The sequence below is a fragment of the Geodermatophilus sp. SYSU D01106 genome (genome assembly GCF_054049995.1).
Genome location: NZ_JBJGYM010000004.1, coordinates 184,092 through 207,030, shown reverse-complemented (window position 1 = coordinate 207,030; position 22,939 = coordinate 184,092). Strand labels below are relative to the sequence as shown.

Annotated in this window: 21 protein-coding genes, 1 other RNA gene and 1 riboswitch; of the genes, 12 read left to right on the top strand and 10 right to left on the bottom strand. The window is 72.4% G+C overall.

Annotated elements, in window-relative coordinates; all coding sequences use genetic code 11:
* Positions 1-235: 235 nt before the first annotated feature.
* Positions 236-380: riboswitch (cyclic di-AMP (ydaO/yuaA leader) on the bottom strand.
* A 229-nt stretch (positions 381-609) separates the two neighbouring features.
* The 3 genes from ACI78R_RS06435 (at position 610) to ACI78R_RS06425 (ending at position 4,400) form a co-directional block, all read left to right on the top strand.
* A complete protein-coding gene (locus tag ACI78R_RS06435; RefSeq protein ID WP_457040049.1) occupies positions 610-3,063 on the top strand; it encodes a phosphoketolase family protein in 2,454 nt (817 codons plus the stop codon).
* Positions 3,064-3,099: 36 nt separating this feature from the next.
* Positions 3,100-3,516: RNase P RNA component class A (gene rnpB / locus ACI78R_RS06430), an RNA gene on the top strand.
* A 449-nt stretch (positions 3,517-3,965) separates the two neighbouring features.
* Complete coding sequence (locus ACI78R_RS06425) at positions 3,966-4,400, top strand: hypothetical protein (protein WP_457040048.1); 435 nt, start codon at positions 3,966-3,968, stop codon at positions 4,398-4,400.
* Between the two features lie 39 nt (positions 4,401-4,439).
* Here the strand turns inward: ACI78R_RS06425 and ACI78R_RS06420 are convergent, their stop codons facing one another.
* Positions 4,440-5,546 (bottom strand): tyrosine-type recombinase/integrase, encoded by a 1,107-nt coding sequence (locus ACI78R_RS06420; RefSeq protein WP_457040047.1) that lies wholly within the window; start codon positions 5,544-5,546, stop codon positions 4,440-4,442.
* A gap of 271 nt (positions 5,547-5,817) precedes the next feature.
* Between ACI78R_RS06420 and ACI78R_RS06415 the strand changes: the two genes are divergently transcribed.
* The 5 genes from ACI78R_RS06415 (at position 5,818) to ACI78R_RS06395 (ending at position 12,193) form a co-directional block, all read left to right on the top strand.
* Positions 5,818-6,585 (top strand): NERD domain-containing protein, encoded by a 768-nt coding sequence (locus ACI78R_RS06415; protein ID WP_457040046.1) that lies wholly within the window; start codon positions 5,818-5,820, stop codon positions 6,583-6,585.
* Positions 6,586-7,292: 707 nt separating this feature from the next.
* Positions 7,293-9,569 carry a hypothetical protein gene (locus ACI78R_RS06410; RefSeq protein ID WP_457040045.1) on the top strand — a complete coding sequence of 759 codons (2,277 nt, stop codon included), beginning with the start codon at positions 7,293-7,295 and terminating at the stop codon, positions 9,567-9,569.
* Positions 9,570-9,771: 202 nt separating this feature from the next.
* The gene (locus ACI78R_RS06405) at positions 9,772-10,299 is read left to right on the top strand and encodes a hypothetical protein (protein ID WP_457040044.1); all 528 of its coding nucleotides are present in this window, start codon (positions 9,772-9,774) and stop codon (positions 10,297-10,299) included.
* 558 nt (positions 10,300-10,857) lie between these two features.
* A complete protein-coding gene (locus tag ACI78R_RS06400; protein ID WP_457040043.1) occupies positions 10,858-11,367 on the top strand; it encodes a hypothetical protein in 510 nt (169 codons plus the stop codon).
* 586 nt (positions 11,368-11,953) lie between these two features.
* Entirely contained in the window at positions 11,954-12,193 is a 240-nt protein-coding gene (locus ACI78R_RS06395) for a hypothetical protein (RefSeq protein WP_457040042.1), read from the top strand.
* A 317-nt stretch (positions 12,194-12,510) separates the two neighbouring features.
* Here ACI78R_RS06395 and ACI78R_RS06390 read toward each other — a convergent pair whose 3' ends face one another.
* From ACI78R_RS06390 to ACI78R_RS06375, 4 genes are read right to left on the bottom strand one after another with little or no spacing between them, the layout of a single operon-like run.
* Complete coding sequence (locus tag ACI78R_RS06390) at positions 12,511-13,362, bottom strand: GntR family transcriptional regulator (RefSeq protein ID WP_457040041.1); 852 nt, start codon at positions 13,360-13,362, stop codon at positions 12,511-12,513.
* Positions 13,363-13,373: 11 nt separating this feature from the next.
* Positions 13,374-14,417, bottom strand: a complete 1,044-nt coding sequence (pdxA, locus tag ACI78R_RS06385) for a 4-hydroxythreonine-4-phosphate dehydrogenase PdxA (protein ID WP_457040040.1) — start codon at positions 14,415-14,417, stop codon at positions 13,374-13,376.
* Between the two features lie 26 nt (positions 14,418-14,443).
* Positions 14,444-15,676 carry a four-carbon acid sugar kinase family protein gene (locus tag ACI78R_RS06380; protein ID WP_457040039.1) on the bottom strand — a complete coding sequence of 411 codons (1,233 nt, stop codon included), beginning with the start codon at positions 15,674-15,676 and terminating at the stop codon, positions 14,444-14,446.
* Entirely contained in the window at positions 15,673-16,791 is a 1,119-nt protein-coding gene (locus ACI78R_RS06375) for a 2-keto-3-deoxygluconate permease (protein ID WP_457040038.1), read from the bottom strand. The genes ACI78R_RS06380 and ACI78R_RS06375 overlap by 4 nt, the downstream gene beginning before the upstream one ends.
* Positions 16,792-16,992: 201 nt before the next feature.
* Between ACI78R_RS06375 and ACI78R_RS06370 the strand changes: the two genes are divergently transcribed.
* The gene (locus tag ACI78R_RS06370; protein ID WP_457040037.1) at positions 16,993-17,319 is read left to right on the top strand and encodes a hypothetical protein; all 327 of its coding nucleotides are present in this window, start codon (positions 16,993-16,995) and stop codon (positions 17,317-17,319) included.
* A 7-nt stretch (positions 17,320-17,326) separates the two neighbouring features.
* On the opposite strand, the gene ACI78R_RS06365 is transcribed toward ACI78R_RS06370, so the two are convergent.
* On the bottom strand, positions 17,327-17,914 hold the full coding sequence (locus tag ACI78R_RS06365) for a M15 family metallopeptidase (RefSeq protein ID WP_457040036.1): 588 nt from the start codon (positions 17,912-17,914) through the stop codon (positions 17,327-17,329).
* An 88-nt stretch (positions 17,915-18,002) separates the two neighbouring features.
* Between ACI78R_RS06365 and ACI78R_RS06360 the strand changes: the two genes are divergently transcribed.
* Together ACI78R_RS06360 and ACI78R_RS06355 are read left to right on the top strand one after the other, a co-directional pair.
* Positions 18,003-18,680, top strand: coding sequence for a response regulator transcription factor (locus ACI78R_RS06360; RefSeq protein WP_457040035.1), 678 nt, complete (start codon positions 18,003-18,005; stop codon positions 18,678-18,680).
* Complete coding sequence (locus tag ACI78R_RS06355; RefSeq protein WP_457040034.1) at positions 18,677-19,774, top strand: sensor histidine kinase; 1,098 nt, start codon at positions 18,677-18,679, stop codon at positions 19,772-19,774. Before ACI78R_RS06360 ends, ACI78R_RS06355 begins: the two co-directional genes overlap by 4 nt.
* Here the strand turns inward: ACI78R_RS06355 and dapB are convergent.
* Both dapB and ACI78R_RS06345 read right to left on the bottom strand, forming a co-directional pair.
* Positions 19,771-20,568: a 4-hydroxy-tetrahydrodipicolinate reductase gene (dapB, locus tag ACI78R_RS06350; RefSeq protein WP_457040033.1), complete on the bottom strand. Its 798-nt coding sequence runs from the start codon at positions 20,566-20,568 to the stop codon at positions 19,771-19,773. The two genes, ACI78R_RS06355 and dapB, sit on opposite strands and share 4 nt — an antisense overlap.
* 10 nt (positions 20,569-20,578) lie before the next feature.
* Positions 20,579-21,463 carry a LysR family transcriptional regulator ArgP gene (locus tag ACI78R_RS06345; protein ID WP_457040032.1) on the bottom strand — a complete coding sequence of 295 codons (885 nt, stop codon included), beginning with the start codon at positions 21,461-21,463 and terminating at the stop codon, positions 20,579-20,581.
* Positions 21,464-21,535: 72 nt separating this feature from the next.
* Between ACI78R_RS06345 and ACI78R_RS06340 the strand changes: the two genes are divergently transcribed.
* A complete protein-coding gene (locus ACI78R_RS06340) occupies positions 21,536-22,168 on the top strand; it encodes a LysE/ArgO family amino acid transporter (protein ID WP_457040031.1) in 633 nt (210 codons plus the stop codon).
* Positions 22,169-22,174: 6 nt separating this feature from the next.
* Here the strand turns inward: ACI78R_RS06340 and ACI78R_RS06335 are convergent, their stop codons facing one another.
* Both ACI78R_RS06335 and ACI78R_RS06330 read right to left on the bottom strand, forming a co-directional pair.
* Complete coding sequence (locus tag ACI78R_RS06335) at positions 22,175-22,669, bottom strand: Clp protease N-terminal domain-containing protein (protein WP_457040030.1); 495 nt, start codon at positions 22,667-22,669, stop codon at positions 22,175-22,177.
* A gap of 15 nt (positions 22,670-22,684) precedes the next feature.
* The gene (locus tag ACI78R_RS06330; RefSeq protein WP_457040029.1) at positions 22,685-22,906 is read right to left on the bottom strand and encodes an RNA polymerase subunit sigma-70; all 222 of its coding nucleotides are present in this window, start codon (positions 22,904-22,906) and stop codon (positions 22,685-22,687) included.
* Positions 22,907-22,939: the final 33 nt, after the last annotated feature.

Below are 22,939 nucleotides of genomic sequence, written 5' to 3'. Positions count from 1 at the left end.
TCGTGTGGCCCCGCGCGGTCCCGCCGTCTGCTCGGCAGGGGACCGCCCCGGGGCAGGGGAGGGCACGGGATCCGGGACGGCGCGCGGCAGCCCGGCGTCGGGCCGGTGCGGAGGCCGGTCGGGTCCGGATCCCGGAGGCGCGGCGGCCGGCGCGGGTGCGCGGGCCGCGGCGAGGTGTCTGGGGGCGGGGCGCGTCGGGGCAGGCGCCGACGGCGCTCCCCGTGTCGCGGCTCTCCGTTTCTCCCGTGGCCGCCTACCGGGTCAGCTGACGGGTTCGGGCGGGGATGTCGCCCTACCCACCTCCCGGGAGGACCGGGCGGTGGGACTCACCCCGGTGACGCGGTGGGTCCCCGGCTCGCGGCCACAGGCGTGGTCCGCGACTCGGCGGCGTCCGGGCGGATCACCCCGGCTGGGGCGGAAGGGCCGTCCGGACGGGTCGACCGTAGGGAGGCCCGCGGGACCCGGCAACGGGGACCGGGGAGTTCCGGTGGACCGGGAGGCTCCCGTCGCCGGGTGTTCGCCGAGCGGACACCCCGGGCCGGACTGCGGCGCGCCCGGGAGTCCGCCAGGGTGGGGGCGTCGAGCGCGACCACCCCCGGGAGGACGACGGTGACCGAGGCCAGCACGCGCGAGGAGATCGCCGCGACCGACGGCGCGGGGCCGCTGACCCAGGAGGAGCTGACCCGCATCCACGCCTGGTGGCGGGCGGCCAACTACCTGTCGGTCGGCCAGATCTACCTCATGGACAACCCGCTGCTGCGCGAGCCGCTGCGCCCGGAGCACGTCAAGCCGCGGCTGCTCGGCCACTGGGGCACGACGCCGGGGCTGAACTTCGTCCACGCACACCTCAACCGGGCGATCGCCGCGCGCGACCTCGACTGCATGTACGTGATGGGGCCCGGCCACGGCGGCCCCGGCCCGGTCGCGTCGGCCTGGCTGGAGGGCACCTACAGCGAGGTCTACCCCGACGTGTCGCAGGACGAGCCGGGGATGAAGCGGCTGTTCACCCAGTTCAGCTTCCCCGGCGGGATCCCGAGCCACGTGGCGCCGGAGACGCCCGGCTCGATCCACGAGGGCGGCGAGCTCGGCTACGCCCTGGTGCACGCCTACGGCGCCGCCTTCGACAACCCGGACCTCGTCGTCGCCGCCGTCGTGGGCGACGGCGAGGCCGAGACCGGCCCGCTGGCCGCGAGCTGGCACGCCACGAAGTTCGTCGACCCGGCCCGCGACGGCGCCGTGCTGCCGATCCTGCACCTCAACGGCTACAAGATCGCCAACCCGACGGTGCTGGCCCGCATCGAGCCCGACGAGCTCGACGCCCTGCTGCGCGGCTACGGGCACACGCCGTACGTCGTCGAGGGCGACGACCCCGCGCTCATGCACCAGCAGTTCGCCGCGACGCTGGACCGCTGCCTCGACGAGATCGCCGACATCCAGCGGCGGGCCCGGGAGGGCGGCGTTCCCGAGCGGCCGCGCTGGCCGATGATCGTGCTGCGCTCGCCCAAGGGGTGGACCGGGCCGGCGGAGGTCGACGGGCACCGCGTCGAGGGCTCCTGGCGCTCGCACCAGGTGCCCTTCGCCAACGCGCGCGAGGACGACGGCCACCGGCGGGTGCTCGAGGAGTGGCTGCGCAGCTACCGCCCCGAGGAGCTGTTCGACGACGCCGGCGCGCCCGTCCCGGCCGTGCGGGACCTCCACCCGGAGGGCCCCCGCCGGATGAGCGCCAACCCGCACGCCAACGGCGGGCTGCTCCTCCAGCCGCTGCGGATGCCCGCGTTCGCCGACTACGCCGTCCCCGTGCCCGAGCCCGGCACCGGCGCGGTGGAGGCCACCCGGGTGCTGGGGGAGTTCCTCCGCGACGTCATGCGCGGCAACCCGCAAACCTTCCGCGTCTTCGCGCCCGACGAGAACAACTCCAACCGGCTCGGCGCGGTGCTCGAGGCCACCGACCGCACCTGGATGGCGCGGCGCGAGCCCGAGGACGACCACCTCGCGCCCGACGGGCGGGTGATGGAGGTGCTCTCCGAGCACCTCTGCCAGGGCTGGCTGGAGGGCTACCTCCTGACCGGGCGGCACGGCTTCTTCTCCTGCTACGAGGCGTTCATCCACGTCGTCGACTCGATGGTCAACCAGCACGCCAAGTGGCTGAAGACCACCAACGACATCCCGTGGCGGCGGCCGGTCGCGTCGCTGAACTACCTGCTCACCTCGCACGTCTGGCGGCAGGACCACAACGGCTTCTCGCACCAGGACCCGGGCTTCATCGACCACGTCGTCAACAAGAAGGCCGACGTCATCCGGGTGTACCTGCCGCCGGACGCGAACACGCTGCTGTCGGTCGCCGACCACTGCCTGCGCACCCGGCAGTACGTCAACGTGATCGTGGCGGGCAAGCAGCCGGCGCTGCAGTACCTCGACATGGACGCCGCCGTCGAGCACTGCACCAAGGGCATCGGCATCTGGCAGTGGGCGAGCACCGACGCCGGTGCCGAGCCCGACGTCGTCCTCGGCTGCGCCGGCGACGTGCCGACGATGGAGACGCTCGCGGCCGCGGAGATCCTCACCTCGGCCTTCCCGGACCTGCGGGTGCGGGTGGTCAACGTCGTCGACCTGATGCGGCTGCAGGACGACCGCGAGCACCCGCACGGCCTGTCGGACGCCGAGTTCGACGCGTACTTCACCACCGACCGGCCGGTCGTGTTCGCCTACCACGGCTACCCGTGGCTGATCCACCGGCTGACCTACCGGCGCACCAACCACGGCAACATCCACGTGCGCGGCTACGTGGAGGAGGGCACGACGACGACGCCGTTCGACATGTGCGTGGTCAACGGCATCGACCGCTACGACCTGGCGATCGACGTGATCGACCGGGTGCCGCGGCTGCGCTCCCGCGGGGCGCACCTGCGCGACCGGCTGCGGGACCGGTTGATCGAGCACAAGCGGTACATCCGCACCCACGGGGAGGACTTGCCGGAGGTGGCGGGCTGGCAGTGGGGCTCGGGTGCCGGGCCGGTCGTCGTCGGCGGGGGCAACGAGCCGCTGCACGAGCCGGAGAACTGACCCGGCGGCGACCCGTAGACTGGCCGGCACGACGGACGAGTCGGCCGGGCGGTCGCGTCGGCGGGGGAGACCCCGTCGCCGAGGAACGTCCGGGCTCCATAGGGCAGGGTGGTCGTTAACGGCGACCCGGGGTGACCCGCGGGACAGTGCCACAGAGAACAGACCGCCAGCAGCGCCTCTCCGGAGACGCGGCTGGTGAGGGTGAAACGGTGGTGTAAGAGACCACCAGCGCACCGGGTGACCGGTGCGGCTCGGTAAACCCCACCCGGAGCAAGGTCGAGAAGGGACGGCGGGCGACCGTCGTCCTGCGCAGGCGTTCGAGGGCTGCCCGCCCGATGCCTGCGGGTGGACCGCTCGAGCCCGCCGGCAACGGCGGGCCTAGATGGATGACCGCCCATCGGGAGGCCGCGAGGCGCCCGAGGACAGAACCCGGCGTACAGGCCGACTCGTCCGTCGCCTACCGCCTGACCTGCGCTTTCAGGTCCGGCGGGGGTCCCCGTTCCTCAGATGTTCCTCAGCCGCGGGAGCCAGTACGGCGCCCACCACGGCCCGCCTGAGGACGAGGACCCGGACGTGTCCGCACCGTTGCGCGCGGCCGCCGGCAACGAGGACGGACTTGAACGTCTCGTATGGGAGGCTGCGATCCAGCGTTGGCCCGAGCAGGAGGCACGTTGGCCAAGTACCGGCGGCGGGGGCATTGGCGACGTGGTCGAAACGGGACCATGCACTGGGTCTCTGCGCACGACGTCACACGAGGGTCCTCGGGCAGGCGAAGCTCAAGCTTCTACTCGACGAGCCGGTTCACGCAGGACCACCATCCAGCCCCGCCGCGACCCGCCACGGTCCGCTATCCGGCACTGCCCTACTCAGCTCGCTGGCTGAGGCCCAACGCTCGCTGCCCCGTGTGCGGCGCAGCCGTCTACTTCTGGTCGAACGCGGCCGGCAGTCGGGTCTACTTCGACGAGATGGGACCGCCATGGCCGAAGCACCCGTGCACTGACGTTCGAGCTGGCTTCGCTTGGGCCGCCGGCCCGCAGGCGATCTATCGCACGCGGTCGACCCCGGAGGCGCCGGCGATCGCTGGTGACTTCCGCGGGCGGTACGCCGCGAAGCCCGCCCAGGCATACGAGATCCTCGAGGCTGTTCGTGATAGCTGGTCGACGAGGCTGCATGTCCGCCGTGTCGGCTGGCTCCGGCGGCGCGTCATCTTCGCCATCCCGTACCTATTGACGCCGCTCCCTGGCCAGCTGGTGTTCGTTGCTGATGGGCGACTGACGCTGCTCGACCACTCGACGCTCCAAGTCCGGGACTTCCCAGCCGAGATGGTGCAGGAGTAGCGAGTCCGGGGACGGGCCCCTCGTCCCAGCCGACTGACCTCAGGGGCGCAAGTGAGTGGTTCTCCCTGGCGGCTCGTCATGCGGAGCCAGCACGGCGTCCACCGCTGCGCGCGTCCGGTCGTCGGAGTCCGGCCATAGGTGGCTGTAGGTGTCAAGGGTCTCGGAGGCGCTCGCGTGACCGAGCCGCGCCTGGACGGTCTTCACCGACTCGCCGTGCCGGATGAGCAGGCTGGCGTAGAAGTGCCGGAGGCCGTGGAAGGTCACGCTGTCGTCCAGGCCGGCTGTCTTGACGGCCGGGCGCCACACCGTGGCGGAGAAGGCGGTCCGGCGGATCGGCTTGCCGAGGTCGGTCGTGAAGACGAAGCCGTCGCTCGGCCACTGCGCGAGATGGGCGGCGAGGGCGTCGACGACGACCTGGGGGAGCGGGACCACCCGCACCGAGGCCTGGGTCTTGGGCGGGGCCAGGTAGGGCGGGCGGTCGGGCATGGTGACGAGCTGCCGGTCGACCGTCAGCTGCCGGCGGAGGAAGTCGATCCGGTCGACGGTCAACCCGAGGGCCTCGCCCTGTCGCAGGCCCGTGCCGGCGGCCAGGGTGACGAGCGCCCGGTAGCGCTCAGGGACGGCGTCGGTGAGCGCCCGGACGGCCTCGATGGACAGCGGCTCGATGCGCTGCTTGTGAACCTTGGGCAGCCGCGTCCCCGTGCACGGCGACGCGATGATGCGGCGGTCGCGGACGGCAGCCTTGAAGACGGCGGACAGGATCCGGTGGACGACGCCGACCGTGCCTGGCGCGAGTGTCTTGGACAGCCGCTTCACGAGGGCCTGGACGTCGCTCGGCAGGACGGCGGACAGCTGCTTGTCGCCGAGGCTCGGGTAGACGTGTCGGCGCAGCATCGTCTCGACGTGGGCGGCCGTGGTCGGCCGGTGCACCTGGGCGGCGCGCCACTGCTCGGCGTACTCGCGGACGGTCTGCCGGCCGGCGCGAGGATCGACGTACTGGCCGGTGACGATGCTGGCGCGGACCTCGTCGAGCCAGCGCTGGGCATCGACCTTCCGCGTGAAGATGCGGGACCGCTGGGGGCCGCCCGGGGTGGCGCGGTAGCGAGCCTGCCAGGTGCCGTTGGGTCGCCTCGAGATGCTCGCCATGCCGTCTCCTCGTGCGGACCGAGCGGCAGGATCTCTGGCCGCTGCACCCGGGCTACTGCGCGGCCGCAGGCGGTGAATTCGTCCGGCGGGATCTGTGGAGCGGGCGGCGCCTGTGGACGAACTCGGCTCCTTGCACTGCAGCCGGACCGGAGGCTCAAGGACGCCTCATGAGCCTGACGACGGGACTGCAGAAGGTCTCTAGTTCCCCTGCAGTGGTGAGGTATTGGGCCACCCGGCTGCTGTTGGGCGCCGCCTGGCCGATGGTGACGCCGTGAGCTCGTGGAAGCGCTCGTCTCGAGCCGGTCGGTACGCCGAGCAGCGCTACCGGCGGCTGCGCGGTCGGTGGCGCCGTCGCGTGCTCGGACCGTTGCTCCTGATCGTGTCGCCCTTCCTTGCTTTGGGTGCCGCGTTGACCTCGCTGACGGAAGGCCGCCTTCACTGGTTCGGCGGCGTGGTGCTCGGCTTGGGGCTCGCGCTCTTCGTCATCGCGTGGAAGTCGCCGCCGCAGCACATCGAGAAGTGGGGTGTCGGCGCGGAGGGGGGGCGGCGCACCGCTCGGGCGCTGCGATCCCTCCTGCGGTCGGGCTGGCACGTCGTGCACGACCTCGCCTGGCCCGGCGCCGGCAACGTCGACCACGTGGTGGTCGGGCCTGGTGGTGTCTTCGTGTTCGACAGCAAGGCGTGGAGCGGCGTGGTGAGCGTCGATGACGCTGGCGCCACGATCACGCCGAGGGACAACCCGGACGCCGCGCGGACCGAGCGTGGCCAACGGGGAAGACAGGCACGCGCCGGGACGGCAGTCGCTCGCGCCCTGGCCTCACGCAGCAGCGTGACGGTTCCTCAGCCCGAGCCTGTGGTCGTGGTCTGGGCGTCGTTCCCGCAGCGCGTCGCGAGTGCCGGCGGGGTGACCTACGTCGAGGGCGACCACTTGGCTGATTGGCTGCTCAGCCGGCCGAAGAGGCTGCACCGCGACCAGGTGGCTCAGCTGGCGGCAGCAGCGGACGACGACCTGTTGCAGCTCTTCACTTGTAGCTCGTAAGCCAGCCGTCGGGCTGCCTCGACCGGTTGTGCCCTGGTCCGCAGCACTGGCTGCTTCGCCTGACCGGAGCCGCCGATCCGGCTCCACTGAAGCATCCAAGATCACGAGGCGACACACCTCATGCACTGTCGGGCCAGCAACTCGTTGGGACGAGTGAGTCGAGGCCGCAACGACATGCGGGTGGACTTGGGTGCCTGCGAGTAATGACACCCCGCCCGTAGTCGCTGCCGTTGCCGCGATACAAGAGAGGTGACGCCTAGTGATCTTGAAGTCTCGGGGTTCGTGATGTCTGTGCCGGGTGCGAGGCGGCATGAGCCGCCCTCCGCGCTGATGGGGCTCGAAGCCGTTGGTGGCTGGGCTGACGGCGGATGGCAGAGATGCCGCCGGGGAAGTGGGCGGCGAGTCTTGCCGTCCGCAGCGGCGCCGCTGCCCGCCCGTTCGGCGACTGAGCCTCCCGAGGGCCGGCCCGTCGTCGGGCACGTCCACAGGAGGTCACGGAGAGGGGCCGGCGAGTAGGTCGCGCCAGGACCTGCAACATCGCCGTTGTGGCTCAGCCGACCGAGTCCCCGCGTATCGGCTCCAGGATGACGCGGCAGAAACGACAATCTCTCAGGTTGATCCGCCTCCCCCGGCCACGATGGGACGGCGTCCGCTCCAGACCTTGCGCGCCTGACGGTGTGGTCAGGTTTGAGTGGCAGGCTGGTCCCGTGGAGGACATTGCGGACGACTTGCTGGCAGGGCCCGCTTTCTCAGTCGCTCGCAGCCACCTGGCCCGAGCCCAGGATGGCCGCTCTCGCATCAACGCACTTTGGAACGCGATGCGGGACAACGAAGCGTTCTCCGCGTGGGTCGAGTCTCCCGAGCCTCTCGTCCGAGAAGTGTTGTGTGCCTTTGAGCCCGATCACGCCCTCCAACGAGAGGCAGACGAAGCGATGGCCACCTTCCTTCGCGACATCAAGGCCGCGCTGGACGCCTGCGTTCTGATTACTGCGAACACGGTGTGCCGCGCGATCGGGTCGGTCGACACAGAGGGCCACCGGATGCCGCTCGTCGCTGCGCCCTCGGTGTTCGATTCCCTTTCCGCGCAGGGGCATCTGAGGGGTCTGCGCCCCGACCAAATTCGGACACTCCGTCTACTACAGCCGTTCAGTGAACGGCTTGAGCATTCTGAGCCTACGCGGACGATCGCCCGCGACATGGCGCACCTCGCAGCCGGGCTCGAGGCGCTGAGCGCATGGGAATCTTCCCAAGGAGAGCTTCCGCTCTTTACCGCGTGGGCATCCGAGGCCAATCCTGAGCCTGACCCTCGAGACGGCGTGCGCATCCAGGAAATTATGGCCGACCCCGCCGGTCCGCTAGACCGGCCTAAGAGGTTGGCCAGACTCACTCTTTACGAAGGCTCGGCTGGAGTGTCGTTCGGAGGCAACCCCAATGTTTCCTTCGATGTCATTTTGAATGCTGGCCCTTGGCCTGACGACCCCAACGACAACTTTTCCCACCGCTCGCATGGTCTTATTGTGATCACGCGGCACCTCATTGATGGATTGGAGCGCTCCGTCAGCGCCCCCTACCGCACGGATCTCCTAGACGCGCTAGACCAACACTTTCCACAGGGGAAGGTCAACACCTGGCTGCCGGTGAAGTTCAGCAGCGGCGAGGAGGAAGAAGATGCCCGAGCCGCAATCGCCGAATCTGACCGGAGTTTGGCCACCTACCTCAACGGAGACGGCACGCTGGTCTACATGCGCCTCGCCGAGAACGGGGCCGTCATCGGACGCGAGATCGCTCCCGCTCGCGACCTACCGGACGTCAGCCGGGACGGCACAGCGGTCGAAGAAGCGACTCGGGCGGCCGCCGGCCGGTGGGGCCTGCGGGACCTCGTGCTACAGCCGAAGGTCTTCGCGAAGGGAAACGGGATCCGCGAGCTCGGCGACGGAACGATCCTTGCTGGCCCGCGAGGGATCAGCCTCCAGGTCAAGGCTCGAGGTGTTACCGGAGACACCCCTGAGAAGGCGACGCGGTGGACACTGAAGAACGCAGCTCAAGGCCTGCGACAAGCACGGGGCACGATCAGGACGGCCCTGCTCAACCCCGCTGTCGAGCTGACAAACCTGCGGGGACGCAACGTCGCGATTCGAGGACGCTCGGTCGCGTGGGTTCCCGTCGTGGTGGTTGACCACCCCGATCTTCCACCTGCGGGTGTCATTCCGCCCACCGACCCCAAGGGCCCCAGCGTTGTCCTGACTCGACGCGACTGGGAGTTCCTCTGGAACCAACTCCGCTCAGCCACTGCGATCGTTGACTACATACACCGAGTCGCCGATGATAGGGACCCGCTTGAGCTCGGCGCAGAGAGCAACCGATATTTAGACCTGGCCGAGAAGGATGCGCAGGCGCCTCCGGCGGAGATGCCGGACTGGATTCCAGAGACTGGTGCCATCAATACGAGTCATCCTCTCCTCCCCTATGATCCTGCAGCGGCAGCTGACCGCTTCGGGCATGCGATCTTCCAGCAGATCCTCGAAGACATCGCAGACACCGACTTCACAGGCGACGAGACGGAGCGCATCACGCTTCTGTCCAATATTGACAGGGTGGCGGTCGGGGAGCGGGCCGAACTGGGAAGGTTGCTGTTGCGACGGCTGACCCGATGCGCCCAGGTTGCACCAGATGGCCACAGGATGGACCACCGGATCATGTACATCGATATGGGGTCCTTCCAGCTCACCTTCACGACCATGTCCCAGCTCACCGATTACCACCTTGAGATCTACCGGTCGTGGCTACTGTTGCGTCGCCAGGACTTCCTGCAAAAATCAGGTGCCCGGGGACCGATCTACCCATGGACGGTCGGTGTTCTGCTGACACCTCGCGCCGACGGCTTAAGGCCCTGGGACACGACCGCCATCTCCACGAACGGGCCACCCGCATACGACGCCGCCGAGTACGCTCGGCTCACCAAGGTGTTCAAGCCCAACTCATGACTATCCGCGTGCCAATAGCTGGTTCTCCTATGAGATGGCGGGGCTGCGCGCATCGCGCCTTTGCGACGTCTTCTTCAGGTCTCCTCAGCCGTTGGGCGTGGCTGCAGGCGTCCTGCGTAAGGGGTGAAAGCTCCGTCGGGCTCGGGCGCAGTTGGGGCAGGTGCGGGTTCGGAACGAGCCCGTCAAGTAAAAGGACCTTGAGGTGCACCTAGCTGACTTCACCGCGCTCGCCGAGGCGTCTCGAAAATCTGGTGGAGGGTTCACGGCGTTCCGGACAGCCGACCGAGTCCTCGGCCTTGGGTGGCCAGATGACGTCGCTGAGCAGTGGCTGTATGACCACTCAGACAAGGAGCCGTTTATCCAAGATTACGGCGATGTTAATCTGTCGCGGATCCGCTGGGGCCTCGAAGCGCTGCGAGCCGCAGAGATTGCCGCGATGCCGACGGGCCCTGCGGAGCACGACGTCATCGATGTATACGCGGCGGATCCTGACCACTGGATTAGGGTGCGTAATTCGGGCGTCCACCTCGGTGTCGCTCAGATGTGGGAACTCCACGGCACCTGGAAGCGGTGGACGGTGTTAATCGACCGCAGATTGCTCGAGCCGTCAGGTGTTGGCCTTCAGGTCGTCGAAGGTCGGACTCGTGTCGGAATCCTCAAGGGCCGCCTCAAGCAAGGAGCGTTCGTTGCGGAGCGGCAACTAGCATGGGTCGGACGCCCCGGCCTGTGATGCCCATGTGTTTCCTCGGCGTTCCTTAGAAACAAAGACACACGGCGTTCCTGCAGGACACGCAGGAAGCCCTTCCCGAGGCGGCGGGACAGACAGGGCTGACAGAACGCGTCACCCACGCACCGGCTCGCCGTCCTCTCGCGACGGCAGTTCGTCGGCTTCCGCTGGCGCCCAACGAACTGGTCAGGGGACCGACTTCGGGCGCTCGCCTGAGAGATCCGGGCGGTGGGTCAACCTCTCCTCGAGCGCGCAACGGCCATCACGCTGCATCACACGGGTCCCCATCAGCGCTACAGCCCTCCCGCTGGGCTACTCGTATGTGTCGGCGCTCGGCGCGACCGTGGCCACTGGCCTTCAAGCCATGAGCAACGCGACCGGGACCACGGCAAGCCGTGAAGAGGAGATCGCATTTCTGGCTATGGAGCAGGTGCTCGGAGTGAAATCAAGCTAGCCGATGCAGGCGCCGGCAACAAGATGCCTGACGGTTCTTGGATCTACCCCGGCGCTCCAGCGCGCCAAGGCATCGTGGAAATCACATCTCCCCCTGCCACGCGCCTCATGAGTGAATGGGCCCGCGCGAAAAGGGCGGGACAGTCCCAGACCGAAAGCGGCTCGATCCCGTTGCGCTTGAACGAGCTTGCGCAAGTGTGTTCCGAGTTGCTGCAGGAAGGCTGGGCTCGTGAAAACATGGATAAGCTCTTGGCCCAGTCGGCTGATGAGCGACACCTCTTCCTGTTCGCTCGCGGTCATAAGGAAGGGGGTGACTATTTCTATCGACTCTCAGATACGTACGACGACGCGACGTCTGAGCACGTCGATGACCTCGTCTTGCCGCCGGGCATCTCGGACGTCTGGTTTCGCGGTCGCGCACGACGAAATCCTAATGAGCTTCTGGGGACGACGCAGCTCTGGCTGGCGCGGTTCCAGGCGGTATCGGGATGGCACCGATATGTGGTAGATATAGAAGAGCGCAATCTGCCTGCCCCCAACTCCGGCATTGCTAATGATCAGGCGCCTGCCAACTGGCGACGTCCGAAGGATCGATCTGCGGGCTCCCTCGCCGTATAGGAACGCGCGAAGCCAACAGGTCTTGCCCCGGGAAATTGGCAATCCCGAGCCGGGGACGCTTCGCCTCGTCGCGGGCCTGCGGAAGAGGAGGGCGGCGGTCTCAACGACTCCGCGGCCATGGTTGTAGTTGGCCTAAATCAATCTTGCTTCGCGGTCGGTCGCCGTCGTCCGCCAGGGCTACAAAGTCCTTGGTCAGCAGACCTTGTCGGACATCCGCGAACTCCGGCGAACGCCGCCAGGTCAGCCTGGCAGCGCGGGGCTCCGTCCCGTCTGTACGCCTCACAGGGGCCGGACCCCGGTCGCTGATCAGCGACCGCCGAAGCGGGTGGAATGACTGGGAGCGTTCCTCAATCGTTCCTCAGCAGGGTCAATTGCGGGCCATCCTGACCACCAGCTGCCAACGGCGAACCTGCAGGTCAACGAACACATCCGGCGTCGCCCAACGATGATCGACATCCCCGAATCCGTCCCCGGCGTACAGGCCGACTCGTCCGTCGCCCAACGCCTGACCTGCGCCTTCAGGTCCGGCGGGTCCCTTCATCCGCCGCAGGTGTCGCGCAGGCACCCCGCGGAGGAGGCTCGGCCGATGGACATCACCACCGTCAACGACCGGCACCTCCACCAGGCCCGGGTCGTGGTCCAGGACCCGGCTGACCCGTCCCGTCAGCTGGAGCTGGTGCGGAGGGTCGTCCGGTTCGGGCCCGCCGGCTGGCTGACGGTGATGGCGGCGGCGACCGAGGACGCCGAGATCGAGCTGTACCCGACCGGTCGGGTCCTGGCGGTCACCGACCTGCGCGAGGTCGGGGTGCCCGGGATCCACCGGTGACGGCGCCGGTCACCAGCGGAGCGGGTCGGTCAGGCGGGACTGGGCCGTGCGGCACGCGCGGCAGTTCCCCCACGAGGACAGCGCCCGCGCCGACGTAGGAGCGCCGCACTCGGGGCACTCGACGGCCTGGTGTGACGGGATCTGGGCGTCGGTGAGCTGGGCGGCCGGTTCCCCGTCGGTCGTCTCCCCGCCCTGCGCGGGGGAGTCGAGACGGGCGTCGGCGTCGCGTCCACGGTCTGTGGCGATGGAGCCTCCTCGTTCCGCGCCGACGCTACCCGTCCGTGGTCGGCCGACGGGCGGACCGGGGCCTGCCGGCGTCAGAGCTCGCGGTCGGCCAGCTCGCGGAGGCGGTCGGCCAGCAGCTGGGCCTGCTCGGCGGCCTCCCGTAAACCCTCCCGGCCGGGCGGAGGAGGGGGCGGAGGAGAGCCGGACGGATCGACCGGGCCGGCCTCCAGGTCGACGTCGAAGGCGATGTCCTCGGCGCGGTGCCAGGTGGCGAAGACCTCGAGCGGCCGGCCGTCCTGGTCCTGGGTCCGGCCCTCGAGCAGCAGCAGGGGAGCCCCCGGCCGCGTCTCCAGCTCCCGGGCGAGGTCGACGTCGGCGGCCACCGCGCGCACCTGCCGCCGCCCGCTCGTCGGCCGGGCACCGAGGCGCCGGGTGAGCACCTCGTGCAGCGAGGCGTCGGTGAGCTCCTCGGCGGTCAGCCCGGCGCAGCGGGGGAGCGGCAGGGCGGTGCGGATGCGGGCCAGCGGCCGGCCGTCCACCCGGCGCAGCCGCTCCAGCCGCAGCACCCGGTCCCCGCCCAGCCAGCGGTCCTCGGCGGAGGCGGCCGGCTCCTCGTCGAGCGAGAGCACCTCGGTGGTGACCTCGAGGCCCTCGGCGGCCATCTGCGTGTAGAGCCCACTGGCGCGCTGCACCAGCCGGTGGTGCTGCCGCGCGGGCGCCACCATGCTGCCCCGCCCGCGGCTGCGCTCGACCAGCCCCTCGGCCACCAGGGTCGACAGCGCCTGGCGCACCACCGACCGGGCCACCCCGAAGCGCTCCTGCAGGACGATCTCGCCGTCCAGCGGGGACCCCGGCGGCAGGCGGTGGTCGCGGATCTCCGCGCGCAGCGCGTCCGCCACCTGCACGTGCAGCGGCCGCCCGGCGGCCCGGTCGAGACCCGGCACGGGTGCCGAGCCTAGGCGCCGAGCTGGGCGGCCGACGCCTGCGCGGTCTGCCAGACCTGGTCCCAGCCCCGGGCGAGTGCGGCCGCGCGCCGGCAGGACAGCACCAGGCTGCCCTCGCGGGCGATGCCCTGGCCGGCGATGTCGAAGGCGGTGCCGTGGTCCACCGACACCCGCACCACCGGCAGGCCCACGGTGATGTTCACGCCGTCGTCGCCGTAGACGGCCTTGAACGGCGCGTGCCCCTGGTCGTGGTAGCAGACGACGACCATCTCGTATTTCCCCTTGACGGCCGCGGGGATGAGGGCGTCGGCCGGCAGCGGGCCCACGGCGTTGACCCCGTCGGCGCGCACGGCCTCGACCGCCGGCGCCAGCACGTCGGCGTCCTCGTCGCCGAAGATGCGGTTCTCCCCGGCGTGCGGGTTGAGCCCGGCCAGCGCCACCTCCGCGTCGGGCTTGCCCAGCGCGCGGGTGAAGGCACCGGCCAACCGGAGCACCGCCTGCGTGCGCTCCGGGGTGACCGCCTCGATCGCCTGCCGCAGGGAGACGTGCGTGGTCAGGTGGAACAGGTAGAGGTCGCCGGCCGACAGCACCAGGCTGAAGTTCTCCACGCCGAACTCGTGCGCGAGCAGCTCGGTGTGACCGGGCCAGGCGTGGCCGGCCGAGTGCATCGCCGCCTTGTTCAGCGGCGCGGTCACGATGCCGTCGACCGCCCCGGACTTCGCCAGGTCGCAGGCGGCGACGACGAAGCGGTAGGAGCCGTCGCCGGCCACGTCACTGAGCCGGCCGAGCGGGACCTCGGGCATCGGGTCGCCGACCTGCACGACCTCCACGGTGCCGGGCTCGTTCGTGGCGGCGCGCGGGTCGTCGATCTGCCGCACGACGGCCGGGTCGCCCCCGACGGCCTGCACGGCCCGGCGCACCGCGCCGACGTCGCCGACGACCACGGGCACGCACTCGGCGCGCAGGTCGTCGTGCCCCAGCAGGGCCTTGGCGGTGATCTCCGGGCCGATGCCGGCGACGTCGCCGATGGTGACGGCGAGCGTGGGCTTGTCCATGACTGTCCTCTTCCTCGTGTGCGGGCTCAGGGTCGTCCGGCCGGGGAGACGGCGCGGACGAGGGTGTCCGGGTCGCCGAAGCCGCCGGCCTTGGTGGTGACGGGCAGCCCGTCGGCGTCCCCACCGACCAGGCGGCCGTGCGGCACGCCCTCGGTGACCGCGCCGAGGACCTCGATGCCGGTGCAGCCCCACCGGTCCACCAGCGCCCGGGCGCCGTCGCCGCCGGTCACCACCACCCGGGCGTACGGCCGGTGTGCGTGCAGCCGGGCGACCAGCCCGGCCAGCGCGGCAGCCACCGCGTCGGCGCGCGCCCCGGCGGCGCGCTCCTCCGGGGCGGTGACGACGGTCAGGTCCGGCACCGGGCCGGAGGGGACGGCGCCCTCGACCCAGGCCGCCCACGCCGCCTCGTCGGCCAGGTCGGCCGCGGTGGGCGCCAGGTGCAGCAGGTCGCCGTCGTATACCCGGCGCAACCGGGCCTCCTGCTCGCGGGCGGTGCGGTGCAGCGAGGTGACCAGCACCAGCACCGGCCGCTCGCCGGACGGCGGTGCGCCGCCGTCGGCAGCCGGCGCCGCGGGGCGCCAGCGGGCGGCCAGCGCCCCGGCCAGCCCGGCCGAGCCGGCGGGCACCGCGTCGGGGCCGACCCGGTCGACGGCGTCGGCGAGGCGGGCGAGGTCGGCGTCGTCGCGGGCGTCGACGGTGACCACCCGGGCGTCGCGGCCGGCCGCGGCGAGCGCCGCGGCCAGCGTGGCCGGGTCGCCGTCGGCCGGCTGGCGGACGTGCACGGAGCCGGGCAGCAGCTCGGCCAGCCGGGAGGTGGCCACCGGGGTGACCGGGTCCCGTCCCGCCGGGCCCTCCTCCAGGAGCTGCCCCCCGGCGAGCGCGACGCCGTCGGTGACCACGCGGTCCATCGCCGGGTAGGCGGGGCAGACGACGGCGAAGGCGGCCGGGCGCACCGCCGACCAGCTCTCCAGGGCGCCGCGCACCTGGGCCGCGACCGAGCCGCGCAGCGTCGAGTCGACCTTGACGTAGAGCCGCTCGACACCCGACCGGTGCAGCCGGGTGACGGCTGCACCGGTCGCCGGCGCGGCCTCGTCGCCCAGGGCGCGGGCGTCGGTGCACTCGGCGAGCACCGCGTCGGCGGGTAGCCGGTCGGCGCCGGGGCGCAGGCGCAGCAGCGTCGGCCAGCCCTGGCGGGCGAACTGCACCGACGTGTCGGTGGCGCCGGTCAGGTCGTCGGCGACGACGCCGGTGCGGCTCACCGGCCGTCCCCCGTCGTCCTCCCGCCGGGGCCGGACGGGTCGGGACCGGGCCCGTCGCGGTCGGGCGCCTCGCGGTCGGGCGCCTCGTGGGCGGGCTCCGTGACGGTGGCGACCGGGACCCCCACCTCGTCCTCGGTGGTCAGCCCGCCGGCGCGCTTGAGCACGAAGGAGGCGACGATCGGCGCGAGGATCGCGGTGACCAGGGCGGAGGCCGCCACCTGGGCCGTCGCCGTCCCCGCGAACTCGGCGAAGCGGGGGTCGGCGGCCGCGACGATGCCCGGGGTGGCGATGGCGTTGCCGGCCGTCGTCGCCGACGCGAAGCCGATGCCGGCCTTGCGGCCGCGCCGGAGCACGAACCGGTAGCCGATGTAGACCAGCGAGCCGGTGATCAGGACGACGGCGACGCCGACCGCGATGCCGCCGATGCCACCGGTGACCACCGCGCCGAGGTCGATGCCGGTGCCCAGGGCGAAGGCGAAGAACGGGATGACGATGTTCGGCACCGGGCGCAGCACCTCGCGCCACTGCGGGTCGAGGTTGCCCACGAGAGCGCCGAGCAGGAACGGCACGATCGCCGCCACGAGCGTGAGCACCGGGATGTCACCGAGGCCGGAGGCGCCGAGGAACAGCAGGCTGAAGAACGGGCCGTCGTTGATGGCGGAGGCCATGTAGGCACCGCGGTCGCGGCTGTCCCCGTACTTGCCGGTGAAGGCGAGCCACAGCCCGCCGTTGCTGTTGTCGAAGGCGGCCAGCAGGCCGAGGATCGACAGCCCCCAGAAGCCGTCGATGCCCACGGCCAGGCCCAGCAGAACGATCAGGCCGGCCGGGATCAGGCTCTTGAACAGCAGGATGACGCCGGTGTGCGCCAGCACGGGGCCGCTGGTGCGGAGGGTGACCTGGGTGCCGGTGGCGAAGATCAGCAGCGCGATGAGGGGCAGCGCGCTGTCCTGGAACAGCGCGGTGGTGAAGCTGCCGATGCCGAGGGCGTCCGGGGCGAAGGTGCCGATCACCGAGCCGAGCACCAGCGGGATGAGCATCAGCCCACCCGGGATCCGGTTCATCGTGGCGAACAGCGGCACCCGGGACCGCTCGGGGGCGGGGGCGGGGGAACTCATGGAGCACTCCTCGGGGCGCAGCCCTGCGCCATCGGTTGTGCGTACAAGATGTCCGTACAGTTGTACCCGTCACAGCAGCTGATGGGAAGAGCCACCCCGGGACGACGTCCGGCCGTGTCCCCGTGGCAGTCGACGTCCGGAGGGCCGTCCGGCTGCGATGCTCGACCGCGTGCTCCTCGCCCAGCCCGTCATCCCGGCCTAGTGGAGCGCCTGCTGCGCGTCGGCTCGCTCGCCGTGGCCCTGTTCCTCGCCACGCTCGGCAGCTTCGGCGCCTCCTTCGGCGTCATGACGAACTGCACGAACACCTACAGCTGCACGGTGACCGGCTGCCGGCCCTGCAGCACGGCGCAGACCTGGCTGACCGCGGGGTGGGTGCTGCAGGGCGTCCTGCTCGTCGTCGGGCTGGTGCTGGTTGTCCTCGCCGCCCGGAGCCGGCCGGGATGGGCGCCGGGTGCCGCGCTCGCCGTCGGGCCGGTGGCCCTGGTCGTCTTCGCTGCGACGACCGCGCTGGCCGTCGGCAGCTTCTAGCCGCTGCTCACGGCCGCATGCGGGGGTCCTCGGTGGGGTCCGCGTACGGGGCCGGGCAGCCGTCCTCGACGGCGTCGGGGCGGAGCTCGTGGTGCCAGGGCTCGTTGCCGTAGACCTGGCACAGCCCGAAGTCCGCGCCGTGCTGCGACAGCCACGACATGGCGTCCGTGGGCCCGACGTCGACCGCGTCTCCCGTCACGTGTGCCGACGTCTCCGCCGTCGCCACCCAGCGGGCCGCCTCCTCCAGGGAGCCGTACTCGTCGACCGCCTCCCGCAGCAGCTGCTCCTGGTACTCCGGCGACCGCCACCCGCTGGTGACGACGAACTCCACCCCGTCGCGGGAGGCCGCCGACGCCGCCGCGCGAAGGGCCGTCAGCAGCTCGGCGTCGAGCCGGGACACCGCCGGGTACCGGTCGTCGAAGACCGTCGCGCCGTCGGGGAGCACGCCGTCGTCGACCGTGACGCCTCCCGGCGGAGCGGGCGGGCTCCCGCCGTGCCGGAGGGCCGGGGCGGGACCGGCGACCGCGCAGCCGGCGGCCAGGACCAGGGCGACGGCGGCCAGCGGCCGGGCGCGGCGGAGCAGGGGAGCGGGCATGCCCCGCAGCCAAGGCGCGGGCGTGTTGCCGGGGCGTATGCCGCCGCGCATACGCCGGCGATACGCCCCCGCTCCCTACCCTCGCCGCATGCGCGTGCTGATCGTCGAGGACGAGCCCGTGCTGGCCGGCGCCATCCGCGACGGGCTGGGCCTGGAGGCGATCGCGGCCGACGTCGCCGGCGACGGGCACGCCGCCCTGGAGCTGCTCGCCGTCAACACCTACGACGTCGCCGTTCTCGACCGCGACGTCCCGGGCCCCTCCGGGGACGAGATCGCCCGGGGCATCGTCGCCTCGGGCAGCGGCCTGCCGATCTTGATGCTCACCGCGGCGGACCGGCTCGACGACAAGGCCTCCGGCTTCGAGCTCGGCGCCGACGACTACCTCACCAAGCCCTTCGCGCTGCGCGAGCTCGTGCTCCGGCTCCGCGCGCTCGACCGCCGGCGGGCCCACCACCGGCCGCCCGTGCGGGAGATCGCCGGTCTGCGGCTGGACCCCTTCCGCCGCGAGGTGTTCCGCGACGGCCGCTACGTCGCGCTGACCCGCAAGCAGTTCGCCGTCCTCGAGGTGCTCGTCGCCGCGGAGGGCGGGGTGGTCAGCGCCGAGGAGCTGCTCGAGCGCGCCTGGGACGAGAACGCCGACCCCTTCACCAACGCCGTCCGCATCACCATCTCCGCGCTGCGCCGGCGTCTCGGAGAGCCGTGGCTGATCGCCACCGTCCCCGGCGTCGGCTACCGGATCGAGGCCCCGGCCGGAGGCGGCCGGTGACCCGGGCGCCCGGCCCGAGCGTCCGCCTGCGCCTCACCCTCAGCTACGCCGGCCTCGTCGTCCTCACCGGCGCCCTGCTCCTGGCGGTCGTGTGGGTCTTCCTGCTCCGGTACGTGCCCGACGCCGTCCTGGTCACCGGCGGCGGTCCCGGACGCGGCCCCGGGCTGTTCGTCCCCAACCGCTCCGACCTCGAGCGTGCCTTCGTCCCGCGGGCCGCCGCGGCCCTCGCCTTCCTGCTGCTCGTCGGCCTCGCGGGCGGCTGGTTCCTCGCCGGCCGGGTGCTCGCCCCGCTGACCCGGATCACCGAGGCCACCCGCACCGCGGCGACCGGCTCGCTGTCGCACCGGATCGCGCTGCCTGGGCGGATGGACGAGTTCCGCGAGCTCGCCGACGCCTTCGACGGCATGCTCGCCCGGCTCGAGGCGCACGTCGCCGAGCAGCGCCGGTTCGCCGCGAACGCCTCCCACGAGCTGCGCACGCCGCTGGCGATCACCCGGACGCTCCTCGACGTCGCCCGGCAGGACCCCGGCCGCGACCCGGACGTCCTCGTCGAGCGGCTGCACGAGGTGAACACCCGAGCCATCGAGCTCACCGAGGCGCTGCTGCTGCTCAGCCGCGCCGACCACCGCCCGCCCGACCGCGAGCGGGTCGACCTGTCCCTGCTCGTCGAGGAGGCGGCCGAGACGCTGCTGCCCCTGGCGGAGTCGCTGGGCGTCCAGGTGCAGACCGCCGGCGAGGTCGCCTCCGCCTGCGGCTCGCCCGCCCTGCTGCTGCAGCTGACGGCGAACCTCGTCCAGAACGCGGTGGTGCACAACGTGCCCGGCGGCTGCGTGTGGATCTCGACGACGGCGCGTCCCGGCGCCGTGGTGCTCACGGTCGAGAACACCGGCGAGGAGCTCGCACCCGAGCTGGTCGCCACCCTGACCGAGCCGTTCCAGCGCGGCGGCCGGCGCGTCCGCACCGGGCACGCGGGCGTGGGCCTCGGCCTGGCGATCGTCGAGCGGGTGACCGCGGCGCACGACGGCGCGCTCACCCTGACGCCGCGCGCCGGCGGGGGCCTCCGCGTCACGGTGCGGCTGCCCGCCGCGGGTTAGCCGAACAGCAGCGTGTCGAGCCCGCGGCGCACGCCGGGCTGCTCGGCCACCCGGCGCACGGCGAGCAGCGTGCCGGCGACGTAGGGGTCCGGCGACTCGCCGGTGTCGTGCCGCATGACCAGCCGCTCGCCCGTGCCGCCGAAGACGATCTCGGTGCTGACGACGAAGCTCGGCAGCCGCACCGAGTGCACGCGGCTGCCGGCCACGTCCGCGCCGCGTGCCTCGACCGGGCCGTGCAGCTCCGCCAGCGGGACGGCGGGCAGCGGCGCCCGCACCTCGCCGAGGGCCTCCGCGAGCTGGCGTGCGGTCCCGCTCGGCACGTCGGGCTTGCCGGCGCTCGCGTAGTCGACGATCTCCCAGCGGTCGAGCTGCGCGGCGGCGAGCTTCGCGGCCTGCTGCAGGACGGCGGCCTGCAGGGAGAAGTTGCCGGCGGCGACCACGCCCACGCCGCGGTCACGGGCGAGCCGGTCGAGGGCGGCGTAGTCCGCGGCGGTCAGCCCGCTGGTGCCGACGACGGCGTGCACCCCGGCGGCGACGGCGGTCTCCACGTGACCGCGCACCGCGGTGGCGCTCGTGTAGTCGACCAGGACGTCGACCTCGGCCGCGGCGAGCGCGCCGGCCACGGTCGCGTGCACCAGGCCGTCGGCGGTCGAGGCGGTGGACTCCGACAGCGCCCGGCCCGCCGCGGACCGGGAGACCCCGGCGACGAGCTGGAGGTCCTCGGCGGCGTCGATCGCCGCCAGGACGGGCGGGGCGGTCCAGCCGGTCACCCCGGCGAAGCAGACGCGGATCACGGGCCCGACCCTAGGGGCGGTCCAGCTCCCGCCCGGCCGCCGCGAGCACGGCCTCCCGGACGCGGTCGAGCGTCGCCGAGCGCAGCTTCCACTGCTGCCAGTGCAGGGTGACCTCGACGGCGGCCGAGGGGTCGAGATCGACGAGCTCCGCGTCGAGGTCGCGCGTCTGCAGGTCGGGCACCATGCCCCAGCCGAGGCCGAGCGCGACGGCGCGGACGAAGTCGGCCGAGGCCGGCACGAAGTGCAGCGGGGGAGTGGCGTCGCTGCCGGCCCACGCGTGCAGCAGCCGGTGCTGCAGCTCGTCCTCGCGGTCGAAGACGACGACCGGCGCCCGCGCCAGGCCCTCGGCGGTGAGCCCGTCGGGGAACCAGCGCCGCGCGAACGGCGGGGCGGCCATCGGCCGGTAGCGCATCGAGCCGAGCCGGGTGGAGGTGCAGCCGGGCACCGGCTCGGCCTCCGCCGTCACCGCCGCCATCACCGTGCCGGCGCGCAGCAGGGCGCTGGTGTGCTCCTGGTCGGCGCGGTGCAGGTCGAAGCAGACCTCCCCGGCCAGCGGCGCCAGCGCGGGCAGTACCCACGTGGCCATCGAGTCGGCGTTGACGGCCACCGGCAGCGTCGGGACGGCCGCGGTCGCCGGGTCGTCGCCGAGCTCGCGGGCGACATCGGCGGTGAGCAGGTCGACCTGCCGCGCGAGGCGCAGGACCGCCTGCCCCGACTCGGTCACCCGCACCGGCTTGCTGCGCACCAGCAGGATCCGGCCGGTGGCCACCTCCAGCGCGCGCAGCCGCTGGCTCACCGCCGACGGCGTCACGTGCAGCGCCCGCGCCGCCGCCTCCAGCGTCCCGCCCCGCACCGTCGCATCCAGTGCCCGCAGCTGCGCCAGGTCCAGCTCCACGGACAGCGAGGCTAACGGTGCAACAGGATCCTTAGCTGGACCTGTGGTGCGGTACTTCCTAGCGTCGGGCACGTGCCCACGACGCCCGCCCTGCTCGCCGCCGCCTCCGGACTCGCGCTGGGCCTGGGCCTGATCGTCGCGATCGGCGCGCAGAACGCCTTCGTCCTGCGCCAGGGCCTGCGCCTCGAGCACGTCGCCGCCGTCGTCGCGGTGTGCGCCCTGTCCGACCTCGCCCTCATCCTCGCCGGCGTCGCCGGGGCCGGCGCCGCGCTGGACCGGCTGCCCTGGCTGGTGCCCGTCGTCTGCTTCGCCGGCGCCGCCTTCCTCCTCGGCTACGGACTGCTCGCCGCCCGGCGGGCGCTGCGGCCGGGGACCCTGCTGCCCGACGCCGGCGGGATCCGCGCCGGCCTCGCGGTCACCGTCGGCACCTGCCTCGCGCTCACCTGGCTCAACCCGCACGTCTACCTCGACACCGTCGTCCTGCTCGGGTCGACGGCCTCCACCTACGGCGAGCAGCGGTGGGCGTTCGCGGCCGGGGCGGGGCTGGGCAGCGTCGTCTGGTTCACCGCGCTCGGGTTCGGCGCGCGGCTGCTGCGCCCGGTGTTCGCCCGCCCCGCCGCCTGGCGGGTCCTCGACGGCGTCATCGCCGCCGTGATGACCGCCCTCGCCGTCTCCCTCGCCGCCCGCGGGTTCGCCGAGCTCTGAGCCGGCTCAGCCGATCCCGGCCTCGGCCTCCGCGGCCGCGCGCAGCCGGTCGCGGTCGACGCCGAGCGCGGCCAGCGCGCGGGCCGCCGTGCCGTGCTCGAGCCGGGCGGCCGCGACGACGACGTGCGCGCCGGTCAGCCGACCCCGCCCCTTCGCCAGCGCGACGGCGTCCTGGAAGACCTGCTGCGCCTGCGGCGTCGAGCGGAAGGCGCCCGTCGGCGACGCCTGGAGCGCGGGTGCGGCGGCGGCGGGCCCGGCCTCGATCCCGACGGCGGCCAGCGCGCCGGCGTGCGCCTCCTCGACGGCGGCGCGCAGCCGCTGCGGCTCGACGCCGACCCGGGCGAGCGCGCGGCCGGCGGTCCCGTCGGGCAGCGTCGTCGCGGCCAGCAGCAGGTGCTCCGCGCCCGGCGTCTCCTCGCCACCCGCCCGGGCCTCCGCCTCGGCGGCGGTGAGCAGCTGCTCGATCGTGCGCACGTCCCGCACGGCGGTCAGGAGCCCCATGGTCTGTCCTCTCGGTCAGGAGCCGCGCCGGGCGCGGACCTCGGATGCGAACTTCTTGTGCGCGGCCTGGCCGCTGATCCCCAGCGCCTCGCCGACCTGGGCCCACGTCCAGCCCTGGCCGATCGCCTCGGCCACCGCCGCGGACTCCAGCCGGCCCGCGAGCCGGCGGAGGGCCACGACGGCGGCCAGGGCGGCCTCCGGGTCCTCGGGACCCGGGAGGGGTTGCAGCTCGGCCATGGCCATCAACCTAGGTTGATAGGACGGCGTCCG

Excerpts from the sequence above, each read along its gene's own strand:
- ACI78R_RS06375 (WP_457040038.1), bottom strand. The coding sequence starts at position 16,791 with ATGAGTTCCCCCGCCCCCGCCCCCGAGCGGTCCCGGGTGCCGCTGTTC.
- ACI78R_RS06360 (WP_457040035.1), top strand. The coding sequence starts at position 18,003 with ATGCGCGTGCTGATCGTCGAGGACGAGCCCGTGCTGGCCGGCGCCATC.
- ACI78R_RS06395 (WP_457040042.1), top strand. The coding sequence starts at position 11,954 with ATGGACATCACCACCGTCAACGACCGGCACCTCCACCAGGCCCGGGTC.
- pdxA (WP_457040040.1), bottom strand. The coding sequence starts at position 14,417 with ATGGACAAGCCCACGCTCGCCGTCACCATCGGCGACGTCGCCGGCATC.
- ACI78R_RS06400 (WP_457040043.1), top strand. The coding sequence starts at position 10,858 with ATGAGTGAATGGGCCCGCGCGAAAAGGGCGGGACAGTCCCAGACCGAA.
- ACI78R_RS06365 (WP_457040036.1), bottom strand. The coding sequence starts at position 17,914 with ATGCCCGCTCCCCTGCTCCGCCGCGCCCGGCCGCTGGCCGCCGTCGCC.
- ACI78R_RS06335 (WP_457040030.1), bottom strand. The coding sequence starts at position 22,669 with ATGGGGCTCCTGACCGCCGTGCGGGACGTGCGCACGATCGAGCAGCTG.
- ACI78R_RS06330 (WP_457040029.1), bottom strand. The coding sequence starts at position 22,906 with ATGGCCGAGCTGCAACCCCTCCCGGGTCCCGAGGACCCGGAGGCCGCC.
- ACI78R_RS06420 (WP_457040047.1), bottom strand. The coding sequence starts at position 5,546 with ATGGCGAGCATCTCGAGGCGACCCAACGGCACCTGGCAGGCTCGCTAC.